This is a genomic window from Paenibacillus marchantiae (genome assembly GCF_028771845.1).
GTDB classification, from domain to species: domain Bacteria; phylum Bacillota; class Bacilli; order Paenibacillales; family Paenibacillaceae; genus Paenibacillus; species Paenibacillus marchantiae.
In genome coordinates, this window is the sequence record NZ_CP118270.1 from 1838527 (window position 1) to 1865198 (window position 26672).

Sequence of the window (26672 nt, forward strand, 5' to 3'; positions counted from 1 at the left end):
TGATTTTTCTGACTACATATGAAGCAAAATCTTAATTTAATATATCTTTATCGTATGTTCCAATATAGTCAAAGTCAATTGATTGAGGCCATTTGTTACGCAATTGTTATATAGTTTTGAAGATATATGGGTAACATTTCCTTAGGGTGCAAATTGCAGGGGATTCTAATTTATAAAAAGAAAATATTTACAAATATCCCTATTCCAAATGGCGCTTTTTGGTTTACAGATGAGACCGTTTCTCATATAATTTATGTAACCAAGTTTCATGTGATGAAACATGAGGAGGGCAACTTGCCATGGAAGACCGAAAGTTAACCGTCCGGGCTGTAGAACGGGCGCTGGATATATTATTGTGTTTTACAACCCGCAGTGATCTGGGGCTCACGGAAATTGCGAGCCAGATCGGTCTGCACAAAAGTACAGTCCATCGTCTGATGGCTACTTTGGAGGACAAGGGGTTTGTGATCCGGGATGCAGCAACCGAGAAGTATCGACTCGGCATACGTATCTGGGAACTGTCTGCCCATATGTCTCGCAGCGATGATCCTGCCATTTTGCTCCTTCCTGCGATGGAGCGGCTGAGAGATCGACTGGGCGAAACCGTGAGTTTATATCTGCGTGATGGCAGTGAGCGGATTCGAATTCAAGCCGTGCAGAGTGATCAGGCGATTCGTCGTGTAGCTCCGGTGGGCGTCAGACTTCCGTTATCCGTGGGAGCATCCAGCAAAGTGCTGATGGCTTTTGCCACCGAAGAGGACCGCGAAGATCTGATGAATGGACCTGAATGGCCGGTATTTATCGATCCCAAAGTATATTTGGCACAGATGAAAGACATTCTGGAATACGGCTACGCAACAAGTTATGAGGAGCGTGAACCGGGAGCAGCGGCTGTATCTGTACCCATCATGGATCGGAAAGGCAACATCGCTGCTGCTCTGTCGGTATCCGGGCCTGTTAGTCGCCTTTCGCAGGAGACGTTGCATGAATATGCACCTGTACTGAAGGAAGCTGCTACACAGATGGGACTTATGTTATCCTGATTTTATGTTCTGGAATATAAAGGTTGTTTTTATGATTCGGTTGCGCTACTCTGTAATGGACGGCCCAACAGGGTCAGCAATTGAATATGAATTTGCGGCTTAAATGCTGCAACTTGTTAACGTTACTGGGGGAGTCCGAATTGTCCGGACTGAGACGGAATCGCATGAGATTCTGGACCCTTTGCACCTGATCTGGATCATACCAGCGTAGGGAAGTAATCGGCGATACGACCACGAACACCGTATAATGTGACCTATGGATGGACTCCGTTATGGAGTCTCTATAAGGTATGTTATTGGTGATGGACATAAGCCGGTTCCCTTGGGAACCGGCTTTTTTTATACAGTAAACAGGCGGAAGCTGGTGTCAGATCTGCTTTTGGATAAAGGGCTGGGTGCCATTGGCGAGCATTGGGTGTAAACCTTTTGCTTCGACTGTCTGTATTAATTGAAGTGTATGTCCCTATTTTGTGTGGTATGGTCGCTCTTACTTTTTCTATGTTGTGGATGATTTGGACCCGTGAGCAAGCATTTCAATCCAGGCAATCACTAAAGAGGAGGAGACAAGAGCGATGAGCACAGGAAACCGAATGATGGGACAGGACAAGCAGGATCTGCAGTTGGCAGAGGAAAAAGGTACGACAGGACGGGTTCAGCCCTTCCCGGGCAGCCGCAAAGTATACATTCATGGCTCACGACCGGACATTGCTGTACCGGAGCGCGAAATTGCCCTTCATGACACCAATACTCCCCAAGGAGTGGAGCATAACGAACCGCTGCGTGTTTACGATACGAGCGGACCAATGACCGATCCTGGATTTCATGCCGATATCCGGGCAGGGCTGCCAGCGCTGCGCACCCGCTGGATTACGGAGCGTGAAGATGTTGAAGCCTACCAGGGAAGAACGGTCAAACCGGAGGATAACGGATTGAAACCAGGAGGGAAGCGAACTGGAGCCGAGAAGTATCCGGGCTTGCGTGCTAAACCATTACGTGGACAGGCAGGGCGCAGTGTGACTCAGATGCATTATGCACGGCAGGGAATGATCACGCCGGAGATGGAGTTCGCCGCTATTCGTGAGGGTGTGGAGCCGGAGTTTGTGCGGCAGGAGCTGGCGAGTGGAAGGGCCATCCTGCCGTCGAATATTAATCACCCAGAGAGTGAGCCGATGCTGATCGGGCGTCATTTTCATGTGAAGATCAATGCGAACATCGGAAACTCTGCGGTATCCTCCTCCATCGAGGAGGAGGTGGAGAAGATGACTTGGGCCGTACGCTGGGGATCGGATACGGTGATGGATCTTTCCACAGGCAAGGACATTCATACGACCCGCGAATGGATCATCCGCAATTCACCTGTACCGATTGGAACAGTACCGCTCTATCAGGCGCTGGAGAAGGTCAATGGCGAAGCAGAAGCACTGACATGGGAGTTGTATCGTGACACGCTCATAGAACAGGCAGAGCAGGGTGTGGACTATTTTACGATCCATGCAGGTGTGCTGCTGCGATATATTCCGCTGACCGCCAAACGTATGACGGGCATTGTGTCACGGGGCGGGTCCATCATGGCAGCATGGTGCCTTGCGCATCATCAGGAGAATTTTTTGTATACCCATTTTGAAGAAATCTGCGAGATTATGAAAAGGTATGATGTGGCGTTCTCGCTCGGAGACGGACTGCGCCCAGGAAGCATCTATGATGCCAATGATGAAGCCCAGATGGCGGAACTGGCTACGCTTGGAGAACTAACACAAATCGCCTGGAAGCATGATGTGCAGGTGATGATTGAAGGTCCGGGACATGTGCCGATGCACAAGATCAAGGAGAATGTCGATCTGCAAATGGAGATATGTAAAGAGGCGCCGTTCTATACGCTGGGACCGCTGACGACCGATATCGCCCCAGGATATGACCATATTACCTCGGCGATTGGGGCGGCGATGATCGGCTGGTTCGGCACGTCGATGCTCTGTTATGTTACGCCAAAAGAACATCTGGGCCTGCCCAATAAGGATGATGTGCGGGAAGGCGTTATCGCCTACAAGATCGCTGCTCATGCCGCTGATCTGGCGAAAGGTCACCCACGTGCCCAGCGGCGGGACGATGCGCTGTCCAAGGCACGGTTTGAGTTCCGCTGGAGGGATCAGTTCAACCTTTCACTGGACCCGGAACGTGCGCTGTCCTACCATGATGAGACGTTGCCGGCAGAAGGGGCTAAGGAAGCCCATTTCTGCTCCATGTGCGGCCCTCAGTTCTGTAGCATGCGTATTACGCAGGATATTCGTGCTTTTGCGGCAGACAACGGCTTGTCCGAGAATGAGGCTGTGGCCGCGGGTATGTTGGAAAAGGCTGAGGAATACCGGACACGATTGTAATGGTTTTTTATTCTTGAATATTAATATAATAGACAATTCTCTTTTGCATATTTGGAAGAGAATTGTCTATTATATTTTTTTGTTAACTTACTAAATAATGTACGTGTTTAAACAGCCCATTGAAATTTTGGCTTATCATGTATCGGAGCGAACGACCGTGGATTTGGCGACAAACACGTTGCTTCACCTACAGATAATCGTAGATTTAAGAAGAGCAGGGCTCCTTCATTCATTCGGATCAAGTAACCCACTACACTCATCCGGATTTTCAGAAGAAAATGAAACGTATGGGTATTGGTCAATCTATGTCCAGACGGGGAAACTGCTGAGACAATGCACGCAGGAGTTGTTCTTTGGATCAATTAAAGGATGAGATCTCGTTAAAGGGCTGTCCCAAGCTGGATAAAGTCAAACATGAAGTTAGCTGGCCTATATGATCTATTACAACACTATAGATACCAGTCGAATATGAGAAGAATGACCCCTGTACAATACAGAGATCATTTTCTTGAAGCAGTATAGTTTTTTTATAAATGTCTTTGACATAGGGTACAGTTTACTATTGAAGCCCCTTTTAGTTTTTGTTGTTCCAAATAAAAAATAATAATCCCGCAATTACAAACAGCAATGCATCACTAAATTTAGGATTTCCTCCATAGAGAAGTGCGGAGCAAGCAAAACCTAATATAAATAATAGAAAAACATAAAGCAATCGCATACATTACTCACTTCCCTGTTACTATAATTACTAAAATAATAAAATCGGAATAAAATTAGCTTTTCTTATATTCTGACTCGAATTTTATCTTAGTAGCTGAAATTTTTTGCTGTCCCTCTAGTGTCTGTACTAGCAGTTCCAGAGAAACCAACACTTACAGGCCCAAAGCTTAAACCGATACTCCCGGTTCCTTTGGCATGGTAATAGTTAGATTGGATTTGTGAGGATCCGGTTTGATTTCCTGTCTTTTTATGTTCCAAAGTAAACACACCTGATGCAATTTGTTCCTTGATAATTGCGCCTCCAACAATATCAGCATTAAATCCGACACCGTTGTCTGCTACATAGGCAAAATTGCGCCCAGTTCTCATGGTAGTAAAGGAGCTGTTTCCGCTGTATTTAACTTTATCTTCATAGTATGCAGATCCTGGTACAGTTCTCCAATTTTCTTTATCAAAAGTAGCCCCATAAGGATCAGTCAGACGCCAAAAAGGCATTGATGTCCACTTTCCTGTCAGTGCAACCATAAATCTTTCTCGGTTATCAACATTATCAGTACGAACAATAGTTATATAATAGTCAAATTGTTTATCATCAATATCTGCTAAAGGGCGAACTTCTTCATTGGAATAAGGTTGTGCTTTTTGATGTGCCACAACTTCAATTGATCCATCTGATTTAGAAAGACTTTCTTTTAATTCCGGGCTCCAAGCTTCAATAAGCTCATATGGAATGCCCTGCTTTAGCAGGGATATGTCCAATTTTTCAGTTCTACTCTCTGCGAAAGTATTTGTAGGAATAAGAAATAGGCTTAGACAGCAGACCAACAGTAGCTTCGATAGACGCCATAAATTCATTGTAAAACCTCACCCTCTTCATTTTTTTTGTTAGATTATAACAAAAAAAGTCTAACATAAAATCCCCCTACGCGTCTACCTTAATAACCCATTTATTATAATTAAAAACACAAAAGTATTATTATGTAAATTTTATAATAATAAATTTAACATAAATTACTCTGATACAAATAAAGCGTAATAAAGCATATAATTAAACTCAGAGCTACGCCCAACTTCTTCTCCAAATACGCCGCAAGCGAAGCCAATGGGCTATAGATCAACATGCCTGTATCTGCTGTGATCCGTGCTGCTGCGGGAGCCATCGACAGTTGAGCGGCTACGACAGTGCTATCTGGATACTGCTCAGCAAGTTGCTGTAATCCGGTGCTCACTGCTGCAAGATAACTTTCCTTATCGCCTCGCATAATTAACTCGAATGTGCTCGGGATCAATACTGCTTCGATCCCGTTTCGCTGCTCATCCTTATCATCTTGCTGCAAAGCCAGATTCACCCGCGCCATCGTTCCTTCAATCGTTGCGGGGTTGGTAAACGCTAGGATATACTCGCCAGGATTCTGCTGTATTTCCTGAAGTAATGGATCATCAATTCCAATCACGGGCACGGGAACATGCTGTGCCTCCTGCTCAAGTACGGCTGCAAACAGGGTACAGGTGACGAGGATGGCATCTGCATGACAGTGGGCGATCCATTGCAGCGTCTGTGATACTTTCTCATGCGTAACTGCTTCGCTGAAATCATCATCATGTTTGAGGCGATCCAGACCCGGATCGACATAATGTACAAGTTCAACCTCATAAGGAGCGAGTGATTCTTCAGTTAGTGCAATATTAGAATAGTGAGCGTGAAAACAGCCAATGGTCATCATCATACTTGCCCCCTGAAATGGATTATCTCTCATATAAGTTCCGTAGATATTTAACCCATTATAGGTATGTGACAATAGACTGTACATATTTAAAATACGGAGATAACAACAATTATCATGAAAACGCGAATAACCGTTCATCCACAACTTCGCAGAGGAACGGTGCAAACCACGTAAGCGATTCTCAATTCGCTCGTCATTCATTTATCGCATAGAAGGCGCAGCATTCTTTTTAGCCATTTTTTGTTGCAAAATTTCATGAAAGGATAGACCTTGAGTGTTCTCATTCTCCTTTTTGGGAGCAGTGGTCGCCGTGTTGCGCGGGTATTGGTGGTGGTACGGGATCATTTGCTGAATAGGCATGCGGATCATCTTGGTTCCTCCTTTAATGCATTTTCGAATATGCATATGTGATTATTAATAGGTTATGTATTCCGACGGGTTATCGTCTCTGTTACGCAAATAGGTATATGTGACTTGTTAGACGAAATAGGCAACTTAAGGTGTAATTCCAATTGGATTGTAGTGATTTTACCCCGTATTCAGGAGATGTAAACGTTTTTAAGTAAATTCAGGAGGAAAGGACCGCATATGTGAGGTTTTGTATGGGAGGATAGAAGCGGTCGTTAAGTGAATAGACCCAGTTTTGGGAATGCCAATTGTGTCGAAATTAAGACATATTGTCTGGTTGTATAGGTACGACGCAAGCTAGCTAACTTGGTACCATGGTCGGTTGTCGGGTGCATATTAGAGCAATTTTGAACGGACAGACAAAGGCGGAATGCCAAAAAGCCGCCAGGAAAACCTGACAGCCTCACATCATTTTGCGTAAATCCCGCGAGCGGTATTCGATTGGCAAGATATAGATCGAAACGGTGCAATTGGAATTAAGAAATGATCATAATCACTTTTTTCTTATTTTTCCTGCCGAACAGCGATATATAGATCTACTTGTACATTCTCAGGATCCAGACTTCGTTCATCATACAATTCGAAGTCCCCGGTAAACGTGCGTTCCCCCTGATTGTTCCAGGCCCACACCGCACCCCAGGCCTCACCTACGACCTCGGCCATTGGGCCCTTTCTAGAGGTGAATACCGCATATGTTGCAGGTGGCAGCTCAACGGAACTCACTCCCTCAGGCAACGCTTCATCCGGACCCACCTCATGACCCACCAATATGGTGTATTCTCCATTTATACCATCTGTATAATCAGCGTAACAGCCAAAGCGGGCGGCTTCAGGGGCAGGCTGATGATCTGAGGCGAAGTAGCTGTTCCAGAGTCCCTGAATACAGCCTTTGCCACTCATCTCAATGGCATTGGTTGTTCTGGCGGACACACCTGCAAGGCGCTTCTCTGGCAGCGTGACATACCGAATGGGCTCTGTGGAAAGCCGATTGTCGTGAGTTCCTTGATTAAATTCAACGGACTCATCCGAATGTTCTGCCCCAAATGCCACGTTCCGTTCTGAGCCGGATGCATTCCATCTTTTCAAAAAAGGAAGTTGGTTGCGCAGCATTGCCCTTGCTGATTCCTCGTCCATTCCTTCCTGATTCAAGATGGCGGTGCACATTTCAATCATGCCCTCCAGTGTAATATCGGGCTGCTCGAACTGGCCTTCTTTATAACAATAGATACAGTATTCGCGGGTTGTAGTACCATCCGTTTCTGTTCCGAATTGAGCAGGGGTAGTAAGTGGCATTCCGCAACTCTGGCATACTGTGACGTTCATCAGCAATTCCTCCTCGTTATGTACAGCTTGAATATAGTAGAAGTATAACGGGAGGAACTGGACACCTGTCTGTCAGGTTAGGGGCGGAGCTTTATAATTTTGCACAATTTGTTCAGCAATTCTACGAATCTCTTCCCGAATATGTAGAGGCTCCAGCACTTCAACATCCGCGCCAAATCCAAGAATGAACCCATACAACCAGTTGTCCTCCGGGAATGCGACTTGGCTGATATAATACCCCTCACCATCCGAAACGACGTTCTCTATGCCAAACCATTCCTCTGCGATGTGACGGATACGAGCATGGAATCTCAGGCTCAGGGCCACTTTATTATCCGGAGTTGCCCACTCTTGCTGCCAGGGCCTGTCCTGCAGGTTGATCGGCTTGCGTTCGAAGCTTCCTTGGGCAAGGACGACATCTCGCATGCGGACCAGCTTGAACATGCGGAAATCGTTTCGTTCGTGACAGAACGCATAGAGGTACCAGGAATGCTTTTTGAGCACAAGAGTATGCGGGTCGGTCGTTCTATGAGTTTGAGTACCTTCTGCACTACAATAGGTAAATGTAATGGGCCGCAGTTGATCCATGCCCTGTTCAATAAGCTGAAGTTTGATTTGCAGCTCTTCGGGATGCGTCCACATCGAATAATCCACAATGAAGCGGCTGGTATTGGCCTGGAAGTCCTCATTTTTGGCTTCAGGTACGATGCTGCTGAGTTTCTCCATAAACAGATCCCGTGCTACATTCGTATGGGAGGTGGAGACACTGCGCAGCGCAGTGACAATGGAGGCCAGATCCTTGTCGGTCAGTACATTTCGGTCAAGACGATAGCCCTCTGCCAGGCCAATACCACCGCTTGCACCCTGATAGGTGACGACAGGAATACCCGCCTGACCCAGGGTGTCTATATCCCTGTAGATGGTGCGGATGGATACTTCAAACGTATCCGCCAGATCCTTGGCCTGCACCCGCCCACGATTGATTAACAGCACAACAATGGCTAATAAACGGTCCAGTTTCATATATTGGATTCCCTTCAATCATTTATAAGTTGGATTCAGATATGTTATATTGTTGAGCATCACATATAGGAGTGGAATAAGCAATGAAGCGTATTACGATTTTGATCGCAGATGATGAAGTTGAGATCGCTGATCTGGTTGCATTGCACTTGCAAAAAGAAGGATATCACATCATCAAGGCATTCGATGGGAAAGCGGCGGTTCAAGCCGTTCAGACACAAGCAATAGATTTGGCCATTTTGGATATTATGATGCCGGGTATGGACGGATATGAGGTGACCCGCAAAATTCGGGAGCAGTATCACCTGCCTATCATTTTTCTGAGTGCCAAAACCTCGGATATGGATAAAATCACCGGGCTCGTGATGGGCGCGGACGATTACATGACAAAACCATTTAACCCGATGGAACTGGTCGCCCGGGTCAATTCCCAACTGCGCCGTTCCCTTCAATTTAGCCAGTCTGTACCGGTCCAGCGCTCCATTCTGGAGAAAGGCGGGCTCATTATCTCGCCAGATCAACATAGCGTTACCCTATACGGCAAGCCAGTAGAGTTAACACCGAAGGAGTTTGACATCCTGTATCTGCTCGCAAGTCATCCCAAACAGGTGTTCAGTGCGGAAAGCATCTTTGAACAAGTGTGGGGAGAGGCTTATTATGAGAGCGGCAATACCGTGATGGTTCATATTCGGACCCTGCGCAAAAAGCTGGGCGAAGATGTGGACAAGAACAAGTTTATCAAAACGATCTGGGGTGTGGGGTACACGTTCAATGAATAAACGCAGAAGTTTTCGAACGACCATGATTCTGTTGCTTGGTTTAAGCATGCTGGCATCTGGCGCGATTACCTTTGGGGTATATAAAGTGATGCAATACTATTACACTGGTGTGCGTGCGGAGGATCAGTTAGCAGAATATCGTCATTTTATGAGAAGTATAGGGGATATTTACTTTTTCCTCATCTTGTTCATACCGCTTGCCATCCTGTTTTTCTTCTGGTTTACCAAGCCGTATGTTACTTACTTCAAAAATATCTCCACAGGTATCCGGCAACTCGCGAGTGGTGATTTCCAGCACCGTGTGCAAATTTCGACGAAGGACGAGTTGGGCGCGATTGCAGAGGATATCAATCTGGCGAGCCTGAAACTGAGGGAGGCGGTAGAACGGGGAGATTTTGCGGAGAGCAGCAGGGACCAGCTGGTTGTAAACCTGGCGCATGATTTGCGTACCCCTTTAACATCAGTATTGGGTTATCTGGATCTGTTGATGAAGGATGATCAGCTGACGGAGGAGCAGGTCAGGCACTTTACAGCGATTGCTTTTACCAAGTCTCAACGTCTTGAGAAACTGATCGATGATTTGTTTGAGATTACACGAATGAATTATGGCATGTTGCCGATTGAGAAAAAGAGGCTTGATCTTAGTGAACTGCTAAAGCAGATGAACGAAGAGCTGTATCCTGTTTTTGAAAAGAACCGCCTGGTCACCCGACTGCATATCGATTCCGAGTTAACCATTTCCGGCGATGGTGAGGTGCTTGCACGCGTGTTTGAGAACTTGTTGATTAATGCAGCGCGACACGGTACAGATGGTCTTTATGTGGATATCAACGGACACCGTGATGCAGGACAGGTTATCATTCAGATCATGAACTATGGGGGACATATTCATCCGGATGATCTGCCTCATATTTTCGATATGTACTATACCGGAGATCGTGCGCGGACACCTCAGGAAGGTGGAACAGGTCTGGGCCTGTTTATCGCCAAAAATATTGTGGAGCAGCATGATGGGTCCATTTCGGCCCAAAGTGATATCGTACGGACCGTATTTGAAGTGCGATTGCCTGCATTAGAATGAAGTAAAAGGCTGAATTTAAGAAAAACTTTAGAATTGCCCTGCTTTTTTTTAACTAGTTTTCTCTATCCTTGAATTACGAGGTAAAGGAGGAGCATGGAATGAAAAAGTGGGGATTTTTGATATGTATCATTGTACTGGGATATATCTTTTCCAAGTCACCTGCACTGTTTGAGCAGAAGGAAGAGGCGAATCTGGAAGTTCAGGATACGGGTGAAATTCGTGCAGGATATACCAAAATAATTAACGTGGATATGCAGAATCAAGTACATAAAGGGAATTTATTGCTGGTCAATTCGGAGTATCCCGTTCATGCGGAGGGGATTAGAACCGATATTGTTAATCTGGCTGAACAACAAGAACTGATCCGTGGATACGGATTGCTGGATAATAACATTATGTTGTCAAAGTACGTAGCGCAAGCATTCCAGAAGATGGTTGAAGCTGCTGGGAAAGATGACGTACGATATTTCATCATCAGCAGTGGCTATCGGGACTTTACGAAGCAAGAACAGCTTTATGAGGAAAAGGGATCGGACTATGCGCTTCCCGCAGGTCATAGTGAACATAACCTGGGCTTGTCTATGGATATCGGCTCTACGCTGGCTGCTATGAGTGAAGCACCGGAAGGAGCCTGGCTGGAAAAGAATGCATGGAAATTCGGATTCATCTTGCGTTATCCGAAGGATAAAGTGGACATCACCGGCATCCAATTCGAACCATGGCATTTCCGGTATGTGGGATTGCCGCACAGCGCCATCATGTATCATAATCATCTGGTGCTGGAGCAATATTTGGAGCTGCTACAGCAGAAAAAGAGTATTTCCGCTGAAGTCGGGGACGAGCAGTATCTTATACGTTATTACGATGCATCCAAAGATGAAACCATTAATATACCTGAGCATGGTCAATATGAGATATCGGGAGACAACATGAAGGGAGTTGTCGTGACGGTGGAGGAATAAACAACTAGAAATACATGGAGGTTCATATATGAAACCAAAGGAGTTCAACATGAAGTTGATATGGGTCGCGGCATTGATCGTCTATCTGTATCTGCTAACCAAGCTGATATTATTCAAAGGGCATACGGTGGATTGGGACATTGTGAGGGTTCAACTTATGGCGATCGCGCAACAGCCGGATCTGATTCATACGCGAACCGTTAACCTAACGCCATTTCAGGAAATCTCAAGAGACTGGCATAGCCTGTCGTTACATCGTCCGGGTACCGCAATACATCTGCTGGGCAATGTCATGGCCTTTATCCCACTGGGTATTTTCATTCCAGTGCTGATGGGGAACAAGCTGTTGTCAGGGGCCAAGGTACTCGTACTTTCCTTGCTCTTAAGTTTTGCTTTTGAAGCGACACAGCTATTGACGGGCATGGGCATATTCGACGTGGATGATCTTATGTTGAACACCTTTGGTGGAATGATCGGCTATGTTCTGTACAGCCTGCTTATCGGTCTGAAACGGATAATCATAGGTGGAGCAGCTCGCACTGACAGAAAAGAGTATAATTCCAATCAGAGTCGGGTGTAAGGAGGGAAAGCATTTGATGATTTTCTTGGCTGCTTTAATGATTGGCACAGGAATTGTATTTATCGTTAGTCCACGTTATGTTACTCATTCTTCGTCGGAGGATGGAACCAACAACAATCAAATTACCTCCAGATGGATTGGGTACTCACTGGTCATAGTGTCCTTTCTGTTTGTGGTCATGGCCATACTGCAATCCCTGGATCAAGCATCACATTATATTGGACATTGAAAGGAAGTGTAGAGGCGTTACATAGCCTTTGGTATATTAATAAGAGAAGCTCCCCATCGCGTGCTGAGTACGTGGTGGGGAGCTTTTATATCTGCCAGATAGGGTGGGTGGAGTAAGTTTGAATAAATAATGACGCGGTTTGCGAGCTGAATCGCTAATGAGGTAGAGTAGAGATGATACATTTTATTAACCCACATCCTTACAAGGAGGACATATATTGTATTCATTGGCTAAACAACTCGCAGGAAGAATGAAAGCGATTATGGACATTGAAAGTGAAATTGCTGAAGCTGAGCGTAATCAGCAAGGTGAAGAATTTGTGCGTGATTTAGAACAGAAAAGATCAGACTTGATAAAAACCTTTACACGCGATGAGTTATTGGTCATAAAAACGGTAATGAATGTTGGACGATCGGAGAGAGGCTATCGGTACCATTTTAACTCTAATGAAATTGAAATCATTCACTTACCGATTGAATTAACTGGGCCTGAACTGATGCAAAAATACTCATATTACCTCGTACATAAGACCAAACAGGAACTTGCCAATGGCATCGAATATTATACGGCTGTATCGGAACAGCTGAAAGAAGGTATGGAAATATTGAAGCTTTAAACTACTAATTATAGATGAAGGGAGGTATGTAAATTGATAATGAAGATTTCACACTATACGCCAGATGGTTTCTATTATTATGTTCCCGATCAATATGCAGAGCAGATAGAAGAGTGGAGAATTGAATTTTCTGATTTTTTGCAGAGCATAGAGGGGAAACATCCGTTCACAGAATATATTGAATCTATTAATTATGAGGGCAATTTAGAATATGCTGTTTTTGGCCGTAGTTACGGAGGGGATGATTTCATGGACTGGATAAACGTGGAGAAATTAAACTGCAGAGGTGTATATCGCATTCCTGCGCCACCTGATGATTCGGAAGTTGGATTGAAGATTGATTTTTAAACATATATCGATTATTAAAAATGGAAAAATCAAAAAAAAGCTCCCCGTCACCGTGTAGAGCGCACGTGGCGGGGATCTTTTTGTACAACTTAACTGCATTAAATATAAATGCGATTAAGATTTTTTCATCATTTGACGCAATACGGTTTGCAGGATACCGCCGTTGTGGTAGTAGTCCACATCAACCATGCTGTCCAGACGAGCGATGACAGGGAAGTCGAACTTGGTGCCGTCCTCACGAGTTACGGTAACCGTCAGTTCTTGTCCTGGTTTCACATCATTGCTCAGACCTGTGATGTCATACGTTTCACGACCGTTCAGACCGAGGCTGGACCAGCCGTGACCTTCCTGGAATTGCAATGGCATTACGCCCATGCCCACCAGGTTACTGCGGTGAATACGCTCGAAGCTTTCTGCGATAACGGCTTTGACGCCAAGCAGGAATGTTCCTTTTGCCGCCCAGTCACGCGAGCTTCCTGTACCATACTCTTTACCTGCGATAACGATCAGGTTCTGTCCTTCGTCCTGATACTTCATGGAAGCATCGTAGATGGACATTTCTTCGTCCGTTGGCAGGTATTTCGTAATACCACCCTCAGTACCTGGAGCCACTTGGTTACGAATACGAATGTTGGCAAATGTACCACGCATCATAACTTCGTGGTTACCACGACGGGAGCCGTAAGAGTTGAAGTCTTTGCGTTCTACGCCATGTTCTTTCAGGTACAGTCCAGCCGGACTGGATGGTGCGATATTACCCGCTGGCGAGATGTGATCCGTTGTTACGGAGTCAGCAAGCAATGCCATAACACGTGCGGAACGAATATCTGCGATATCAGTCAACTTGTCGCCAAGCTCTTGGAAGAATGGTGGATTCTGAATGTACGTGGAGTTTGGATCCCACTCATACAATTCGCCTTCCGGTACAGGGATCGTATTCCAACGTTCGTTAGCTGTAAATACGTTCTCGTATTTGTTGCGGAACATCTGTGCGTTCAGCGAGCTAGCGATGGTATCCTTGATTTCCTCGGAGCTAGGCCAGAGGTCTTTCAGGAATACAGGCTCGTTGTTGGTATCATAACCGATTGGATCGGTTGCAAAATCAATATTAACGGTACCCGCGAGAGCATACGCCACAACGAGTGGCGGAGAAGCCAGATAGTTGGCTTTGACTTGCGCGTGCACACGACCTTCAAAGTTACGGTTACCGGACAATACAGCCGCTACCGTCAAATCGTTCTCGGAGATTGCTTCGCTTACTTCGTCTGGCAGTGGGCCAGAGTTACCGATGCAAGTTGCGCAACCATAGCCGGCAACGTTGAATCCGAGTTTGTCGAGATATTCGATCAGACCTGCTTTTTCCAGATACTCGGTAACAACGAGGGAACCCGGAGTCAAGCTGCTTTTCACGTAGCCAGGCTTAGTCAGACCACGTTCAACGGCTTTTTTCGCAAGTAGACCCGCTCCGACCATAACGCTAGGGTTGGATGTGTTGGTGCAGCTTGTGATTGCCGCGATAACGACAGCACCAGCAGACAGTTCGCTAGTGGAACCGTTCGGGTGTTTCACAGGTACTTTTTCTGCAATTTTTTCGTCGCTCAGTCCGTAACCGCCTTTGTCGATCGGCGTACGGATGATACTGTTGAAGCTATCCTTCATTTGAGTCAACTCGATGCGATCTTGTGGACGCTTAGGTCCCGCGAGACTTGGTACAACGGATGCCAGGTCAAGTTCGATCACATCTGTAAATTCAGGATCAACCGTATCAGCAGTACGGAACATGTTCTGAGCTTTATAATAAGCTTCAACCAGATCCACCTGTTCGTCGGTACGGCCGGTATTACGCATATAGTTCAGTGTTTCGCTATCAACAGGGAAGAAACCAATTGTTGCGCCGTACTCTGGTGCCATGTTGGCTACCGTTGCACGGTCAGCCAGGCTGATGTTGCTAAGACCCGGTCCGTAGAACTCGACAAATTTACCGACAACGCCTTTTTTACGCAGCATTTGAGTAACTGTGAGTGCCAGATCCGTTGCCGTTGAGCCTTCGCTCAGGCTACCTGTCAATTTGAAACCGATAACGTCCGGTGTTACAAAATAAAGCGGTTGGCCCAGCATACCTGCTTCAGCCTCGATCCCGCCAACACCCCAACCAACAACGCCGAGTCCGTTGATCATGGTGGTGTGGGAGTCCGTTCCTACGAGGGAATCCGGGAATACAACAGTTTCGCCATCAATGGTTTTGGTTGCAGCCACGGAAGCCAAGTACTCCAAGTTAACTTGGTGAACAATCCCTGTGGATGGTGGAACTGCACGGAAGTTGTTGAATGCCGTTTGTGCCCAGCGCAAGAAGCGGTAACGCTCTTCGTTACGCTCGAATTCAACCTTGATGTTGTAGTCGAGTGCATCGTTCGTTCCGAACGCATCAACCATAACGGAGTGGTCGATAACGAGATCGACGGGAACGAGTGGATTGATCTGTTTTGGATCGCCGCCTGCTTTTTTCACGGTATCGCGCATTGCTGCAAGGTCAACGACCACGGGTACACCAGTGAAATCCTGCAGAACGATACGTGCAGGGATAAATGGAATTTCTTTGTTATTGTCACGGCCTTCTGCCCAGCCGGTCAGTTGTTTTACATGTTCTTCGGTAATAGCACGTCCGTCGAATTGACGAATAGCTGCTTCGAGCAGCACTTTAATGGAGAAAGGGAGCTTGGAAAGGTCGCCGTAGCCGCCTTCCTGAAGAGCATCTAAACTGTAGTAGCGATAAGACTTGCCTCCGACCTCAAGACTGCGGGCCGCGGAGAAATGATTCTTGGCTGACATACATGTACCTCCTTAAAATGTGTCGGTGAGATGAAGAAAACGTTCATTTAGGTGAAGAACAGGCCTTCATCGTTCCGTGTCCTTGTTCGTTAGTTTCATTAGGTGAAACGTAATTTCATAATCGTAACTTTAGTTTTAAGTATACCGTTTTCAACTCCGTACGTAAAGGGCTTTTTGCCTGTCCAGCCAAGCCATTGAGAGATTGAATGCGTTCTCAAGTAAAGGGAATGGACGCGATCTCTTCCGTACGCATTATCCCCGATAATAAGGCTTCAAAACAGAACCAGACACATACAACCGAAATTCTCTCATATAAATAAAAAAGAGTTTTCATGCAATGGATCATTCCGGACAGAACTCATGCCAAAGGGGGACACAGGCTTGGAACGCGAATGGAAGAGTGCCTTATATACCTACGTGAACCAGTATAATCGCTGTGAGATCGACTACCGTCCACAGACAAGCGAACGGATTGTCACCGATCCGGAATTTGTGCTGGAACGGGGAGAGCGGATGGCCAGACTGGACCAATGGTACCGCAAGCGGCGGGCGGTGCCTCTTCGCAGTGAGACCAGCGCCAAGCTTGTGCGGACACTTATGGATGGGTCCGATGAATCGGTCGTCGATGTGCAATTGTACAGCAGGCTGTTCTATGAGAAGAATGGTTTGACCCATCGGGAAGACCGGATTGAACGGGAACGCCTGACCTTTCTTAGGCAAAGTGGAGTTTGGACCATTGCACGTGTAGAACGTGAAGTGCCGGAGCGTCGCCCGGTAGGAGAGGGCCGTCCTTTTCAACAAGCTGATTTTGTACAGGCGATGAATCGGCCGCTGCTTAACCGAGAAGTACTGGGACAGGGTAGGAGATCGAAGCAGCAGCTGTATCGTAGGGATCTGGCTGTCGCCTATGCGGACCGGTGGTGGAATGCGGGAAACCCGGCATTTGAGGAATTCGAAGTAGATTGCACCAATTATGTGTCCCAATGTCTCTTTGCAGGGGGAGCACCCATCCACTATACTGGTAAAAGAGAAGCAGGATGGTGGTACAAAGGCTATGTAAATGGCTCTGAAATGTGGAGTTACAGCTGGGCCGTGTCCAATAGTCTGGAGCGTTATTTATCTGGCAGCAGCTGGGGATTGTCAGCAACCGAAGTGGATCGTCCAGAGCAGCTAATGCTTGGAGATGTAGTCCTCTACGACTGGGACGGGGACGGCAGGTTTCAGCACAGTACGGTTGTGACCGCTTTTGATGCGGGGGGCATGCCACTTGTGAACGCACATACAGTCAGCAGCCGCCACCGTTTTTGGGATTACCGGGATTCTTACGCTTGGAACGAGCGGACGGTGTACCGGCTTTTTCACATTGCAGATGAGTTTTGATGGTCAAAGATTTTACGGGATTCGGTGACGTGGACATCTGGTTCCGTGTAAAATAAGTCTAGATAACAGAATAAAAGTGGTGCTGAACATGCAGATATGGCAGCATCATTGCACAGATAATCGGAGGTTACACATGAGTATGGATAAATTAACAGTAGGCGTCGTTTACGGCGGAAAGTCAGGCGAGCATGAGGTGTCGCTGCAAACGGCGTTTGCTGTAACGAACGCATTTGATTATGAGAAGTATGAACTGGTTCCTTTTTATATCTCCAAGCAGGGTACGTGGAAAAAAGGATCCGTTATGCACGCGCCATTCGCGCAGATTGAAGATTTGAAGCTGGAGCAGGCGGCGGGCGGAACACAGGAAGCGCTGAACGCGCTGTTCGGCCGTTTATATGGCGGAGAAGAGGCGATGGACGTCATGTTCCCGCTGCTGCACGGTACGTTTGGTGAGGATGGCACGATTCAAGGGATGTTCGAGATGGCGGATATGCCTTATGTTGGCGCAGGTGTACTCGCTTCGGCAGGCGGCATGGACAAAGTGGTCATGAAGAAACTGTTCGCGCAGGCCGGAATCGACCAATGTGCCTTTACGTATTTTAACGCTACTCAATGGAAACAGACCGAACATGAAATGATCTTGCAGGTGGAAGATCAACTGGGCTATCCGTGTTTCATTAAGCCGGCCAATCTCGGTTCCAGCGTAGGAATCTCGAAGGCGCGTAACCGGGATGAACTGAAGAAAGCAGTGGAGTTCGCTCTCCGTTACGATACCAAGGTAGTCATTGAGGAGTTTGTAGAGGCTCGAGAAGTTGAAGTCAGTGTACTTGGAAATGACGAACCGATGGCTTCTGTACCAGGAGAAATCGTATCTTCCGGTGAATATTATGACTATGCAGCCAAATACATCGATGGACAGTCTCAGATGCTGATCCCTGCTCCGCTCGACCCGGAAGCCGCAGATCGCATTCGTGAGGCCGCATTGCAGGCATTCCGTGCGATTGAAGGCAATGGCATTTCCCGTGCAGACTTCTTCATTCGCAAATCGGATGGGGCATTGCTTATTAATGAAGTAAACACCATGCCTGGTTTCACACCATACAGCATGTACCCGCTCTTGTGGCGTGAAACGGGCGTATCGTATGCCGAACTGCTGGATCGCATGATTGAGCTGGCTTTGGAACGCTACAACCGCAAGCAGGCGCTGAACTATGAGAATGGCGTACAGGCGTAGCCTAAGGACGACATTATAAGGAGGGGTATGAATGGGATTTCAGACCGAATTCAATTCCGTGTGCAAGTTCAAGAATGAACAAGAGCTGTTTGAATTGCTTGAATACGGCCGTGGCAAAATGGTCAAACAAGGCTTTCGTGTATTTCCTACCGGACAGAAAGTCATTGCTTACACACCGGATAACGTGGCCGTAGCCATCGTAAAAATCGTAGTCTCCATTGCTGAGATTAACTTCCAGGGTCAAGAAGTGACCGAAGTGGAGATGCAATTGATCCGTAAACTGAACGAGGAAGAATCACGCATTCAGACTGCTCTCGCGGACGAGATGTTCTTTGGTGAACAGGCACAGGGGTAGTTTGTTACATGTGGACCGGGATTGAATGGACGGATTTGTCCAAATCACGATTATGGTCACTCTTTTAGGGTAAAACTTGGTTATATAAAGTGAAGGGAAGACTGCCGGCTTCATATACCGGGAAGGAATCCCGCCCTAATAGAGAGGAAGAAATTCATGCTCGTACGTTTTGGTTATGTGGCGATGTCCGTGCTTGTGGAGAATGCTTCACCTTCCCGGACGATGACTATGTCCAGCTTTAAGAAAATTGATGATAGGGAAGCAGCAATTCGCAAGCTTGAACGGATTGCAGCCGAGAATTTGCATAATACATTACGTTTGCTCAGACACAACAAAGGAAGCCATATTCATGTATATCGTTTCTCTTCCAAATTAATTCCGCTAGCAACGCATGAGGATCTCAGTGATTGGGACCCGTTTCCCGCGCTTAAGCAGGATTTTGCCGCGATTGGCGATTTTGTGAAGGAGAACCAGATGCGTGTGTCTTTCCACCCGGATCATTTTACGGTACTCAGCACACCTCGGGAGGAAGTGCTGCGCAACTCCATGCGCGACCTTCGCCATCATGTACGGATGCTGGATGCCATGGGGCTGAATGCCACTGCCAAGAACAATATACATATTGGTGGTGCATACGGGGACAAGCCTAGTGCAGCGCTGCGTTTTGAAGAAAATTTTCTGAAGCTGGATCGGGATATTCAGGAACGGATGACGCTCGAAAATGATGACAAAACGTTCAATGCTCCCGAGACCCTCTCGGTATGTCAACGTATGGGGCTGCCCATGGTGCTGGATATCCACCATCAATGGGTGAACAATGAAGGCGAACAGCCATGGGATCTCTGGCCGGATATATTGAAGACTTGGGAGTCTCCGCTTGCTCAAGCGGATTCTCCGGCAGACAAGCCGTTGCCGCCCAAAATTCACGTCTCCAGTCCAAAGAGTGAGAAGGACCTGCGTGGTCATGCTGATGGTGTTGAGGTGGAGCCGATGCTCGCTTTTTTACGTCATATTGCAGCAGATACGCCCGCTCTTGATGTGATGATTGAGGCCAAACGCAAGGATGAAGCTCTGGTGCAGTTGATGCAGAAACTAGCATTCTATCACGAAGAGGGTGTGGAATGGGTGGACGAGTCGACGGTAATCATTCATCCGTAGCGCCAAAAGGGGCCTGGGCAACGAGAAACTTTACGACCCTCGGGGCGTATACTTTTAACAAGTATTTTAATTTTTCGTAGATTGATATAGAAAGTAGAGTGAACGCTTTGAATGAGAAGGAAAAAACACCTTATGTCGTGACAAGCAAAAGCTATACTGCCGTCGCCATTAATGCAGCTTCCAAAGCTGGAGAGTGGATCAAGAGTCGTCTCGGAACTGTGGGGGAGCCCGGAACCAAGTATTCGCCGCAGGATCTCGTCACTGAAGTCGATAAAGGTGCGGAACAGATGATCCGCCGCCTGATTCTGACGCATTTTCCCCACCATGCCATTCTGGGTGAAGAAGGCGTGGAGCCAGGACCGGAAGCATCAGCGAAGGCACTGAAAGAAGCTGAGGAAGAAGAGTTTCTCTGGATTGTGGATCCGGTGGACGGAACGACCAATTTCGTACACGGTTTTCCGTTCTACTCCGTATCCATTGCCTTGGCTCATAACGGTGAGGTGATTGTGGGGGTAATCTACGATCCTTCCCGTGACGAGATGTTTGTTGCGGAAAAAGGAAAAGGCGCTTATGTCCATGGAAACCGGATGCTTGTATCTGGTGAACAGGAACTGGCCCAGAGCCTGATCGCAGTTGGCTTCCCGGCGGATACGACCTACGCGTTGCCGATCAATATGGCCGCTGTTCAAGCACTGGCACCGCAAGTACGCAGTCTGCGTGCAGGTGGTTCTGCTGCCCTGCATTTGGCATATGTTGCAGCGGGGCGCCTCAGCGCTTATACCGAAGTCGGTTTGAAGCCTTGGGATATCGCCGCAGGTGCACTGCTAGTTGAGGAATCCGGCGGCAAGGTTACCGATACCGTGGGGACGCCTTACCAACTGTCGGTGAGCCATGTGGTTGCCAGCAATGGCAAGATTCATGATGCACTGACGGGTGTGCTGAAGGAAGCAAACGCAACCGGTTTGGAGTAAAAATTTACTGAAGGAGCGAACAACAATGGATGAATCCAAAGAACTGGAACGACGTTTGAGTGATATGCTGACTGAAGGGGAGATGGAGGAGTCCGGCGATGCTGACAAACGTGAACGTCAGCTGATTCCTCCCAAGTACGAGGTGCGCATTCAGACAGAACGAGACCCAATTGTTGAAGAAACGTTGAAGTACCGGGACATGGCACGTGAGGTGGACGATCGCTACGATCGATATCTAGATCGGTCTGCCGGGAACAAAACGGAAATGGACACGAATGGTTCTGATTTCGGAGACACGAATAAATCAAAGTCTTAACGAGTGAACATCGTGACTATACTCAACGGATAACAGACTTCCCTAATTAGGGGAGTCTGTTTTTCGTGCGGATATGGGGTGGAGACGACAGCGCCCCTTTAATAATGTTAGAATAGAGTTACACGAACTTCTGTCACCGGAGTGAACAGTGTAATATGTAATTATTTTTTTATTTTATAGATACGGGAAAAAGGAGTGTTCTAAGAATGAAGCGTAAACGCATATGGAGAAGTACCGCCGCGGGATTAACGGCAAGTATGCTAGCAGGGATGCTGATTTTGGCATCATCCGCACAGTCCGCTCATGCTGCGGATAGCAATGCGTTACCCGCAGGAAGCGTAACATCATCATTGCCTGTACAGAAAGATGCGATATCGGTAACCAAGGAATTCCGCCTCGTCACATTGGGGGACTCCATCACCGTAGGATTTGAGCCGAACCTGAAAGAACTGCCCTATGGTTATGTAGAACGGTTGCAGGAACAAGGTCTACTTCACGGACGTACTCAGGTGGACAACTATGGTATTGCCGGATTGAAGAGCAGTGGTTTGAAAAACTTTGCAGATGCGATTAAAGAAGGGAAAGCGCTCACTTCCGAAGCCATTCAACCGAGCCTCCCTGATCCAAGAGCGGCACAAGTTGGAGCCAATATTGCTGCCATCCGGGAGAGTGTAGCTGGGGCTAATCTGGTTGCCATCACAATCGGAGGGAACGATGTGTCCGAGTTGCTCGGTTCAGCAGATAAGCTAAGTGATGCGGAACTGGAAGCAAAAGTGAAGGAATTGCTATCTTCCTATACAGCCAATGTTAGCGCTGTTATCAATGATATTCATGAGATTAATCCTAATGCCAAAATCGTAATCGCTGACCAGTACCAACCCATGCCTGAAGTAGCTGGTAAAGCGCTCTATGCGAAACTGATGGAGGCTTCCCAAGGGTTTACTGCGACCATTGATGGAATTGCGACTGAATTTTCCGCTAAAGGAATTGATGTAAAAGTGGCTCATGTCGCCAAGGAGTTTATTGGCGGTGAAGGCACGATGACTCACATGATTAAGGACCGCGATTTCCACCCGAATCAGTTCGGATATGAAGCGATTGCCAAAGTATTCGCAGAAACGATCTGGGGCGATTACACCAAGCTGACGGCTCCTGCTGCAGGCCAACCGATGAATATCATTGTCAGTGGTAAAACGCTGGACACGCCGTACAAACCAATCAACCGCAATGGTAAAAACTTTGTGGCGATCCAGGATATCGTGAATGCCGTTGGCGCAACTACGGTATGGGATAACAAAACCTCAACCGCAACGATTACATACGGAGATCGGAAGGTTGCCGTGAAGATTGGTGCAACGGCCGTTCAGGTGAATGGTGCATCCGTAGCCGTGGATACACCTGCATTCTTGAACAAGGTGGGCACAGAGTCCAAAACATATGTGCCGGTTGCTATGGTAGCCGAGGGTCTTGGCTTTGATGTGCAGTATGTCGCCAAGTTAAAAACCGTTTTTGTAAATCCGTAACGAAATAATTAGCACTCTTATACACTATCGACAAGATATTGAGCAGCCAGATTTCCTTGATCTTTTCAGGGAATCTGGCTGTTTTTGCGTCTATGTTCATACCAGACCAAGGATACACACCTTCGGAAATGACCTAAAATGTTGCATAAATATGACTTGTCATCTGACCATGGATGTGTAAATATGAAAATAACTTACAGTAGATCGAAAACAGTTTCGAATGACAGCACCCTTCGCAAGCCAAAGGAGCGCTTTGGATGAGTAGAATTAAAAACGCTTTCACGACATTGCCGATTCATCACAAAACCATTCTTCTCATCGGATTACTGATGGTGATCAGCTTCACGTTCTATGTATCTGTCCTGGGCTATGTGTTCGGCATTTATGATCGACAAATCTATGAGAAATCCTCACAGGTGCTTAATATGTCTTCGGTGGGCATCGAGAACCAACTGCGTGAGATCTCCAATCTATCCTTCAAGGTCATGTCCGACGAGCCTCTTCAGCAATATCTTCTTCAGTTGGATAAGGCTGAATCGGGGTATGAGAAAAATGGCCTGCGCAAAAAAATTACCAACAGACTGGTGGCATATGCAGGTTCAGAGAAATACGTCTATTCCATGATCTTTATCGATAATGATAATAATATTATGGCAGCTGGAAACCGGGAGGGAATCTCGGAGAAGAAGCAAAGAGAATTGGTTGCTTTGGGACAGCAATATTCGGGCTCTAATGCTTGGTACACAGGCGGGGACCAACAAGCCAGATTACTGTCGGTTAGACAGGTAAAGTCTTTTACCGGTGGAGCATTTACGCTGGAGAAGCTGGGCACCCTGGTTATTCGTGTACGATTGGATCGGATTGTCCAAGACCAGATGCAACACCCGGCAGAGGATTCACAGCTATTAATTACAGATGGCCGGGAAGTAATCTATCCAACAGAGTCGACTGTCAGTAAATCTGAAATCGAGTCTGAACTGAAGCGCACTCAGCCCTATGGGATAGCGATGTTTGAGCAGGGAAGGAATTTTGTCGCTCGTGCGAATTCTCCATATACAGATTGGGTGTATCTGTATATGACGCCCTTTGACCAGATGTTTAAGCAGATCCAGTTTGTTAAACAGCTGGTGACTGTCATTTTTATCATGATATTCCTAGCGGCGCTTATATTCGGAGCCAAGTTTTCCCGCAGTATTACACAGCCTATCGCCCAGTTGATCAAGAAAATGCGCAATATCGAAAAAGGCGATCTGGATAAGCTGGAGGAAGTAGCGCTGGGCAATGTCCCGGTATCTTCACAAAATGAGGTCGGATTGCTGCATCGCACGTTCAAGATGATGGTACAGCGTATACGTGAACTCATTGACGAGAATTATGCGAAGCAACTCGTGATCCGAGAGACTGAATTGAAAGCGCTTCAGGCACAGATTAATCCACATTTTCTATATAACACACTGGAATCGATCAACTGGCTTGCCAAAGTGCAGAAGCAGCATCAAATCTCCGAAATGGTTGAGGCCCTCGGATTTCTGCTGCGAAGCTCAGTGAACATGTCCGAGAAGTGGATTACTTTGGAAAGGGAACTGGACATCGTCCGCAGTTATGTGACGATCCAGCACACGCGATTCGAGGAAAGACTTGATTTTGACATGGACATTGCGCCCGAAGTGGGAACTGCACGCATTCCGAAGTTAACTCTGCAGCCATTGGTGGAGAACGCCATTCATTATGCATTGGAGCCAAGCATAGAACCTTGCCGTATTCGGATTAGGGCGAGAGCGGATGGAGACAACGTTGTAATTGAGGTGGAGGACGACGGTCCGGGTATGACTCCCGAATTTCTGGAGCAATTGCAAGAGGGACGCGTACAGACGAGGGGACAGGGGATCGGGCTGTCGAACATCAAAGAACGGATCAGATTGACCTTCGGCGAAGAAGGCGAAATGATCATGAGCAGCAATCCCGGATCAGGGACCGTAGTATCGATCAGAATACCTTGGGTTAGAGAGGACGATGACGATGTACAAAGTGATGCTCGTAGATGATGAACGTGTCATTCTGGAGGGGATTTCGCAAGTCGTGGATTGGGCTGCAGCGGGAACGGAACTGGTGGATACCGCGAGAAACGGGATTGAAGCGCTGGATAAAATCGGTCATTCCAGACCGGATATTATCATTACGGATATTTCAATGCCGGGCCTGGATGGTCTTGGACTCATTGAAAAAGCATCTGAGGCTTACCCTGGACTCCGCTTTATCATGTTGTCTGGCTACAAAGAGTTCGAATACGCTCGTCGGGCGATGCAATATGGAGTGAAACATTATCTGCTCAAACCGTGTAACGAGAACCAGATTCACGATGCCTTATCCGAGTTGCTTCAGGAACACCAGGATGCCCAGGTAAAGGAACATGTGGCCGGAGAGATGAAACAGCGTCTGCAGCGGGTGCTGCCACATGTGAAGGAGCAGTTCCTGCTGGAATTTATGACGAACCAAACCTATGGTCCGGTCGATCTGGAGTATTATCAGGAGCTGTTTGACTTGGAGCTGGAGGATAACGAAGTTCGGCTGCTGCTGTTCCGGATTGCAGATGAACATGATTATAGTCATCTATTTGCAATCAAAAACATTGCCAGTGATCTGCTGCCCCATGTTCTATTAAGCACTACCATTGAAGGCAAACTGTTAATTCTGTTGGGGGACTCTGCCGATTCGGTCGGTCTAAAGGAGAGCATCGAAGAAGTGCGGACTGCTTTCACCAGACTATATAAACTGGAAGTTACGGCTGCCCTCAGTGAAGCAGATCGAATGATCCAGTCCCGGCGTTTGTTCCGTGAGGCGCTGCAATGCCTGAACCATCGCTTTTTTATCGGCGAAGGCAAGCTGATTACCAAAAGTGATCTGGAGCTGGCCGGGGAATGTGATGGTGTACATGTTGAACAAGATGCAGAGCAGTTATGTCAGTTGATTAAGTCAGGCAATACGGAAGAAGCGGGCGCTGAAGTGGATCGCCTGTTCGAGCTTTTGTCTGGTCAGCAGCTTGAAATCGGGATTACTCGTTCGTATGTGGTGCAGTTGTACTCCGCAATGATTCATGTCTGTCCTCCTGAGGAGGCGACGGAATTTACTCAGCGTATGGCAGAGCTGCCCCATATCGACACATTATCTGGCTTAAAATCCTTTGTTGCCAGTAGCGCAGCCCGGTTAACCTCCGGTTATTACAAAAACCATATTAGCCGTCAGTCTTCTGCTGTGGAGAAGATGATGGATATTGTGGATCGCCATTATGGTGAGGCTGATCTCTCGCTTAACGGGGTTGCCCATCAGATGTTATATATGAATCCGGATTATCTCGGCAAAATTTTCAAAAAAGTGACGGGTGAAAACTTCTCCAACTATGTGAATCGTTTGCGCATTGAGCGTGCCTGCGACCATATTCGCAGAGGTGGAGATGTGAAGGTCTTTGAGCTTGCCGAATTGTTTGGCTTCGGGGGGAACTCGCAATATTTCAGTCAGGTGTTCAAAAAGTGGACCGGTATGACACCTACCGAATTTCGCAGAACTGGCTTATAACAATTGACTGACGATTATAAAATCGAAATATGAGGGGGACGAACAGCGCCGATAGAGGTGCAGTTGTCCTCCTCTGTTTTTTGAACCAACAAGACGGTTTTGTGTATTCAACTATG

Annotated in this window: 23 protein-coding genes, 1 pseudogene and 1 riboswitch; of the genes and pseudogenes, 18 read left to right on the plus strand and 6 right to left on the minus strand. The window is 47.0% G+C overall.

Annotation, left to right across the window (positions count from 1 at the left end; all coding sequences use genetic code 11):
* The first annotated feature begins 299 nt into the window (after nt 1-299).
* Both PTQ21_RS08485 and thiC read left to right on the plus strand, forming a co-directional pair.
* Complete coding sequence (locus tag PTQ21_RS08485) at nt 300-1043, plus strand: IclR family transcriptional regulator (RefSeq protein ID WP_063568040.1); 744 nt, start codon at nt 300-302, stop codon at nt 1041-1043.
* 117 nt (nt 1044-1160) lie between these two features.
* A riboswitch (TPP riboswitch) is annotated at nt 1161-1274 on the plus strand.
* Between the two features lie 359 nt (nt 1275-1633).
* Nucleotides 1634-3421, plus strand: coding sequence for a phosphomethylpyrimidine synthase ThiC (gene thiC / locus PTQ21_RS08490; protein WP_274570466.1), 1788 nt, complete (start codon nt 1634-1636; stop codon nt 3419-3421).
* A gap of 807 nt (nt 3422-4228) precedes the next feature.
* Here the strand turns inward: thiC and PTQ21_RS08495 are convergent.
* The 5 genes from PTQ21_RS08495 to PTQ21_RS08515 form a co-directional block, all read right to left on the minus strand.
* Entirely contained in the window at nt 4229-4996 is a 768-nt protein-coding gene (locus tag PTQ21_RS08495; RefSeq protein ID WP_274569485.1) for a hypothetical protein, read from the minus strand.
* 146 nt (nt 4997-5142) lie between these two features.
* A complete protein-coding gene (locus PTQ21_RS08500; RefSeq protein WP_274569486.1) occupies nt 5143-5868 on the minus strand; it encodes an aspartate/glutamate racemase family protein in 726 nt (241 codons plus the stop codon).
* Nucleotides 5869-6069: 201 nt separating this feature from the next.
* Nucleotides 6070-6237, minus strand: coding sequence for a hypothetical protein (locus tag PTQ21_RS08505; RefSeq protein WP_161490662.1), 168 nt, complete (start codon nt 6235-6237; stop codon nt 6070-6072).
* Nucleotides 6238-6780: 543 nt separating this feature from the next.
* Entirely contained in the window at nt 6781-7599 is an 819-nt protein-coding gene (locus tag PTQ21_RS08510) for a zinc ribbon domain-containing protein (protein WP_274569488.1), read from the minus strand.
* Nucleotides 7600-7671: 72 nt separating this feature from the next.
* Nucleotides 7672-8622 carry a helix-turn-helix transcriptional regulator gene (locus PTQ21_RS08515; protein ID WP_274569490.1) on the minus strand — a complete coding sequence of 317 codons (951 nt, stop codon included), beginning with the start codon at nt 8620-8622 and terminating at the stop codon, nt 7672-7674.
* Nucleotides 8623-8705: 83 nt separating this feature from the next.
* Here PTQ21_RS08515 and PTQ21_RS08520 point away from each other — a divergent pair, with 83 nt between their 5' ends.
* The 7 genes and pseudogenes from PTQ21_RS08520 to PTQ21_RS08550 all read left to right on the plus strand — a co-directional run bounded on the left by PTQ21_RS08520 (nt 8706) and on the right by PTQ21_RS08550 (nt 13217).
* Complete coding sequence (locus tag PTQ21_RS08520; RefSeq protein ID WP_063568044.1) at nt 8706-9401, plus strand: response regulator transcription factor; 696 nt, start codon at nt 8706-8708, stop codon at nt 9399-9401.
* Nucleotides 9394-10482: a HAMP domain-containing sensor histidine kinase gene (locus PTQ21_RS08525; RefSeq protein WP_274569491.1), complete on the plus strand. Its 1089-nt coding sequence runs from the start codon at nt 9394-9396 to the stop codon at nt 10480-10482. Before PTQ21_RS08520 ends, PTQ21_RS08525 begins: the two co-directional genes overlap by 8 nt.
* Nucleotides 10483-10913: 431 nt before the next feature.
* Nucleotides 10914-11241, plus strand: a pseudogene (locus tag PTQ21_RS31465) (M15 family metallopeptidase); the annotation flags it as partial.
* 231 nt (nt 11242-11472) lie between these two features.
* Nucleotides 11473-12024 (plus strand): VanZ family protein, encoded by a 552-nt coding sequence (locus tag PTQ21_RS08535; RefSeq protein WP_274569493.1) that lies wholly within the window; start codon nt 11473-11475, stop codon nt 12022-12024.
* Nucleotides 12025-12037: 13 nt separating this feature from the next.
* Nucleotides 12038-12253, plus strand: a complete 216-nt coding sequence (locus tag PTQ21_RS08540; protein ID WP_274569494.1) for a hypothetical protein — start codon at nt 12038-12040, stop codon at nt 12251-12253.
* Between the two features lie 217 nt (nt 12254-12470).
* The gene (locus tag PTQ21_RS08545; RefSeq protein WP_079695734.1) at nt 12471-12869 is read left to right on the plus strand and encodes a hypothetical protein; all 399 of its coding nucleotides are present in this window, start codon (nt 12471-12473) and stop codon (nt 12867-12869) included.
* Nucleotides 12870-12902: 33 nt separating this feature from the next.
* Complete coding sequence (locus tag PTQ21_RS08550) at nt 12903-13217, plus strand: hypothetical protein (RefSeq protein WP_143806552.1); 315 nt, start codon at nt 12903-12905, stop codon at nt 13215-13217.
* 114 nt (nt 13218-13331) lie between these two features.
* On the opposite strand, the gene acnA is transcribed toward PTQ21_RS08550, so the two are convergent.
* Nucleotides 13332-16046, minus strand: a complete 2715-nt coding sequence (gene acnA / locus PTQ21_RS08555) for an aconitate hydratase AcnA (RefSeq protein WP_063568048.1) — start codon at nt 16044-16046, stop codon at nt 13332-13334.
* A gap of 360 nt (nt 16047-16406) precedes the next feature.
* On the opposite strand from acnA, the gene PTQ21_RS08560 reads away from it, so the two are divergent.
* The 9 genes from PTQ21_RS08560 to PTQ21_RS08600 all read left to right on the plus strand — a co-directional run bounded on the left by PTQ21_RS08560 (nt 16407) and on the right by PTQ21_RS08600 (nt 26556).
* On the plus strand, nt 16407-17426 hold the full coding sequence (locus PTQ21_RS08560) for an amidase domain-containing protein (protein WP_274569500.1): 1020 nt from the start codon (nt 16407-16409) through the stop codon (nt 17424-17426).
* A 133-nt stretch (nt 17427-17559) separates the two neighbouring features.
* The gene (locus tag PTQ21_RS08565) at nt 17560-18660 is read left to right on the plus strand and encodes a D-alanine--D-alanine ligase (protein WP_063568050.1); all 1101 of its coding nucleotides are present in this window, start codon (nt 17560-17562) and stop codon (nt 18658-18660) included.
* Between the two features lie 31 nt (nt 18661-18691).
* Nucleotides 18692-19015 carry a hypothetical protein gene (locus PTQ21_RS08570; protein WP_053779624.1) on the plus strand — a complete coding sequence of 108 codons (324 nt, stop codon included), beginning with the start codon at nt 18692-18694 and terminating at the stop codon, nt 19013-19015.
* A gap of 156 nt (nt 19016-19171) precedes the next feature.
* A complete protein-coding gene (uvsE, locus tag PTQ21_RS08575) occupies nt 19172-20173 on the plus strand; it encodes a UV DNA damage repair endonuclease UvsE (RefSeq protein WP_090810349.1) in 1002 nt (333 codons plus the stop codon).
* A gap of 107 nt (nt 20174-20280) precedes the next feature.
* Entirely contained in the window at nt 20281-21144 is an 864-nt protein-coding gene (locus PTQ21_RS08580; protein ID WP_371121658.1) for an inositol monophosphatase family protein, read from the plus strand.
* A gap of 25 nt (nt 21145-21169) precedes the next feature.
* Nucleotides 21170-21460: a hypothetical protein gene (locus tag PTQ21_RS08585; RefSeq protein ID WP_274569503.1), complete on the plus strand. Its 291-nt coding sequence runs from the start codon at nt 21170-21172 to the stop codon at nt 21458-21460.
* 206 nt (nt 21461-21666) lie between these two features.
* Complete coding sequence (locus tag PTQ21_RS08590; protein WP_274569504.1) at nt 21667-22983, plus strand: SGNH/GDSL hydrolase family protein; 1317 nt, start codon at nt 21667-21669, stop codon at nt 22981-22983.
* Between the two features lie 257 nt (nt 22984-23240).
* The gene (locus PTQ21_RS08595; RefSeq protein WP_274569505.1) at nt 23241-25028 is read left to right on the plus strand and encodes a cache domain-containing sensor histidine kinase; all 1788 of its coding nucleotides are present in this window, start codon (nt 23241-23243) and stop codon (nt 25026-25028) included.
* Complete coding sequence (locus PTQ21_RS08600) at nt 25003-26556, plus strand: response regulator (RefSeq protein ID WP_072734837.1); 1554 nt, start codon at nt 25003-25005, stop codon at nt 26554-26556. The genes PTQ21_RS08595 and PTQ21_RS08600 overlap by 26 nt, the downstream gene beginning before the upstream one ends.
* The last annotated feature ends 116 nt before the right edge of the window (nt 26557-26672 follow it).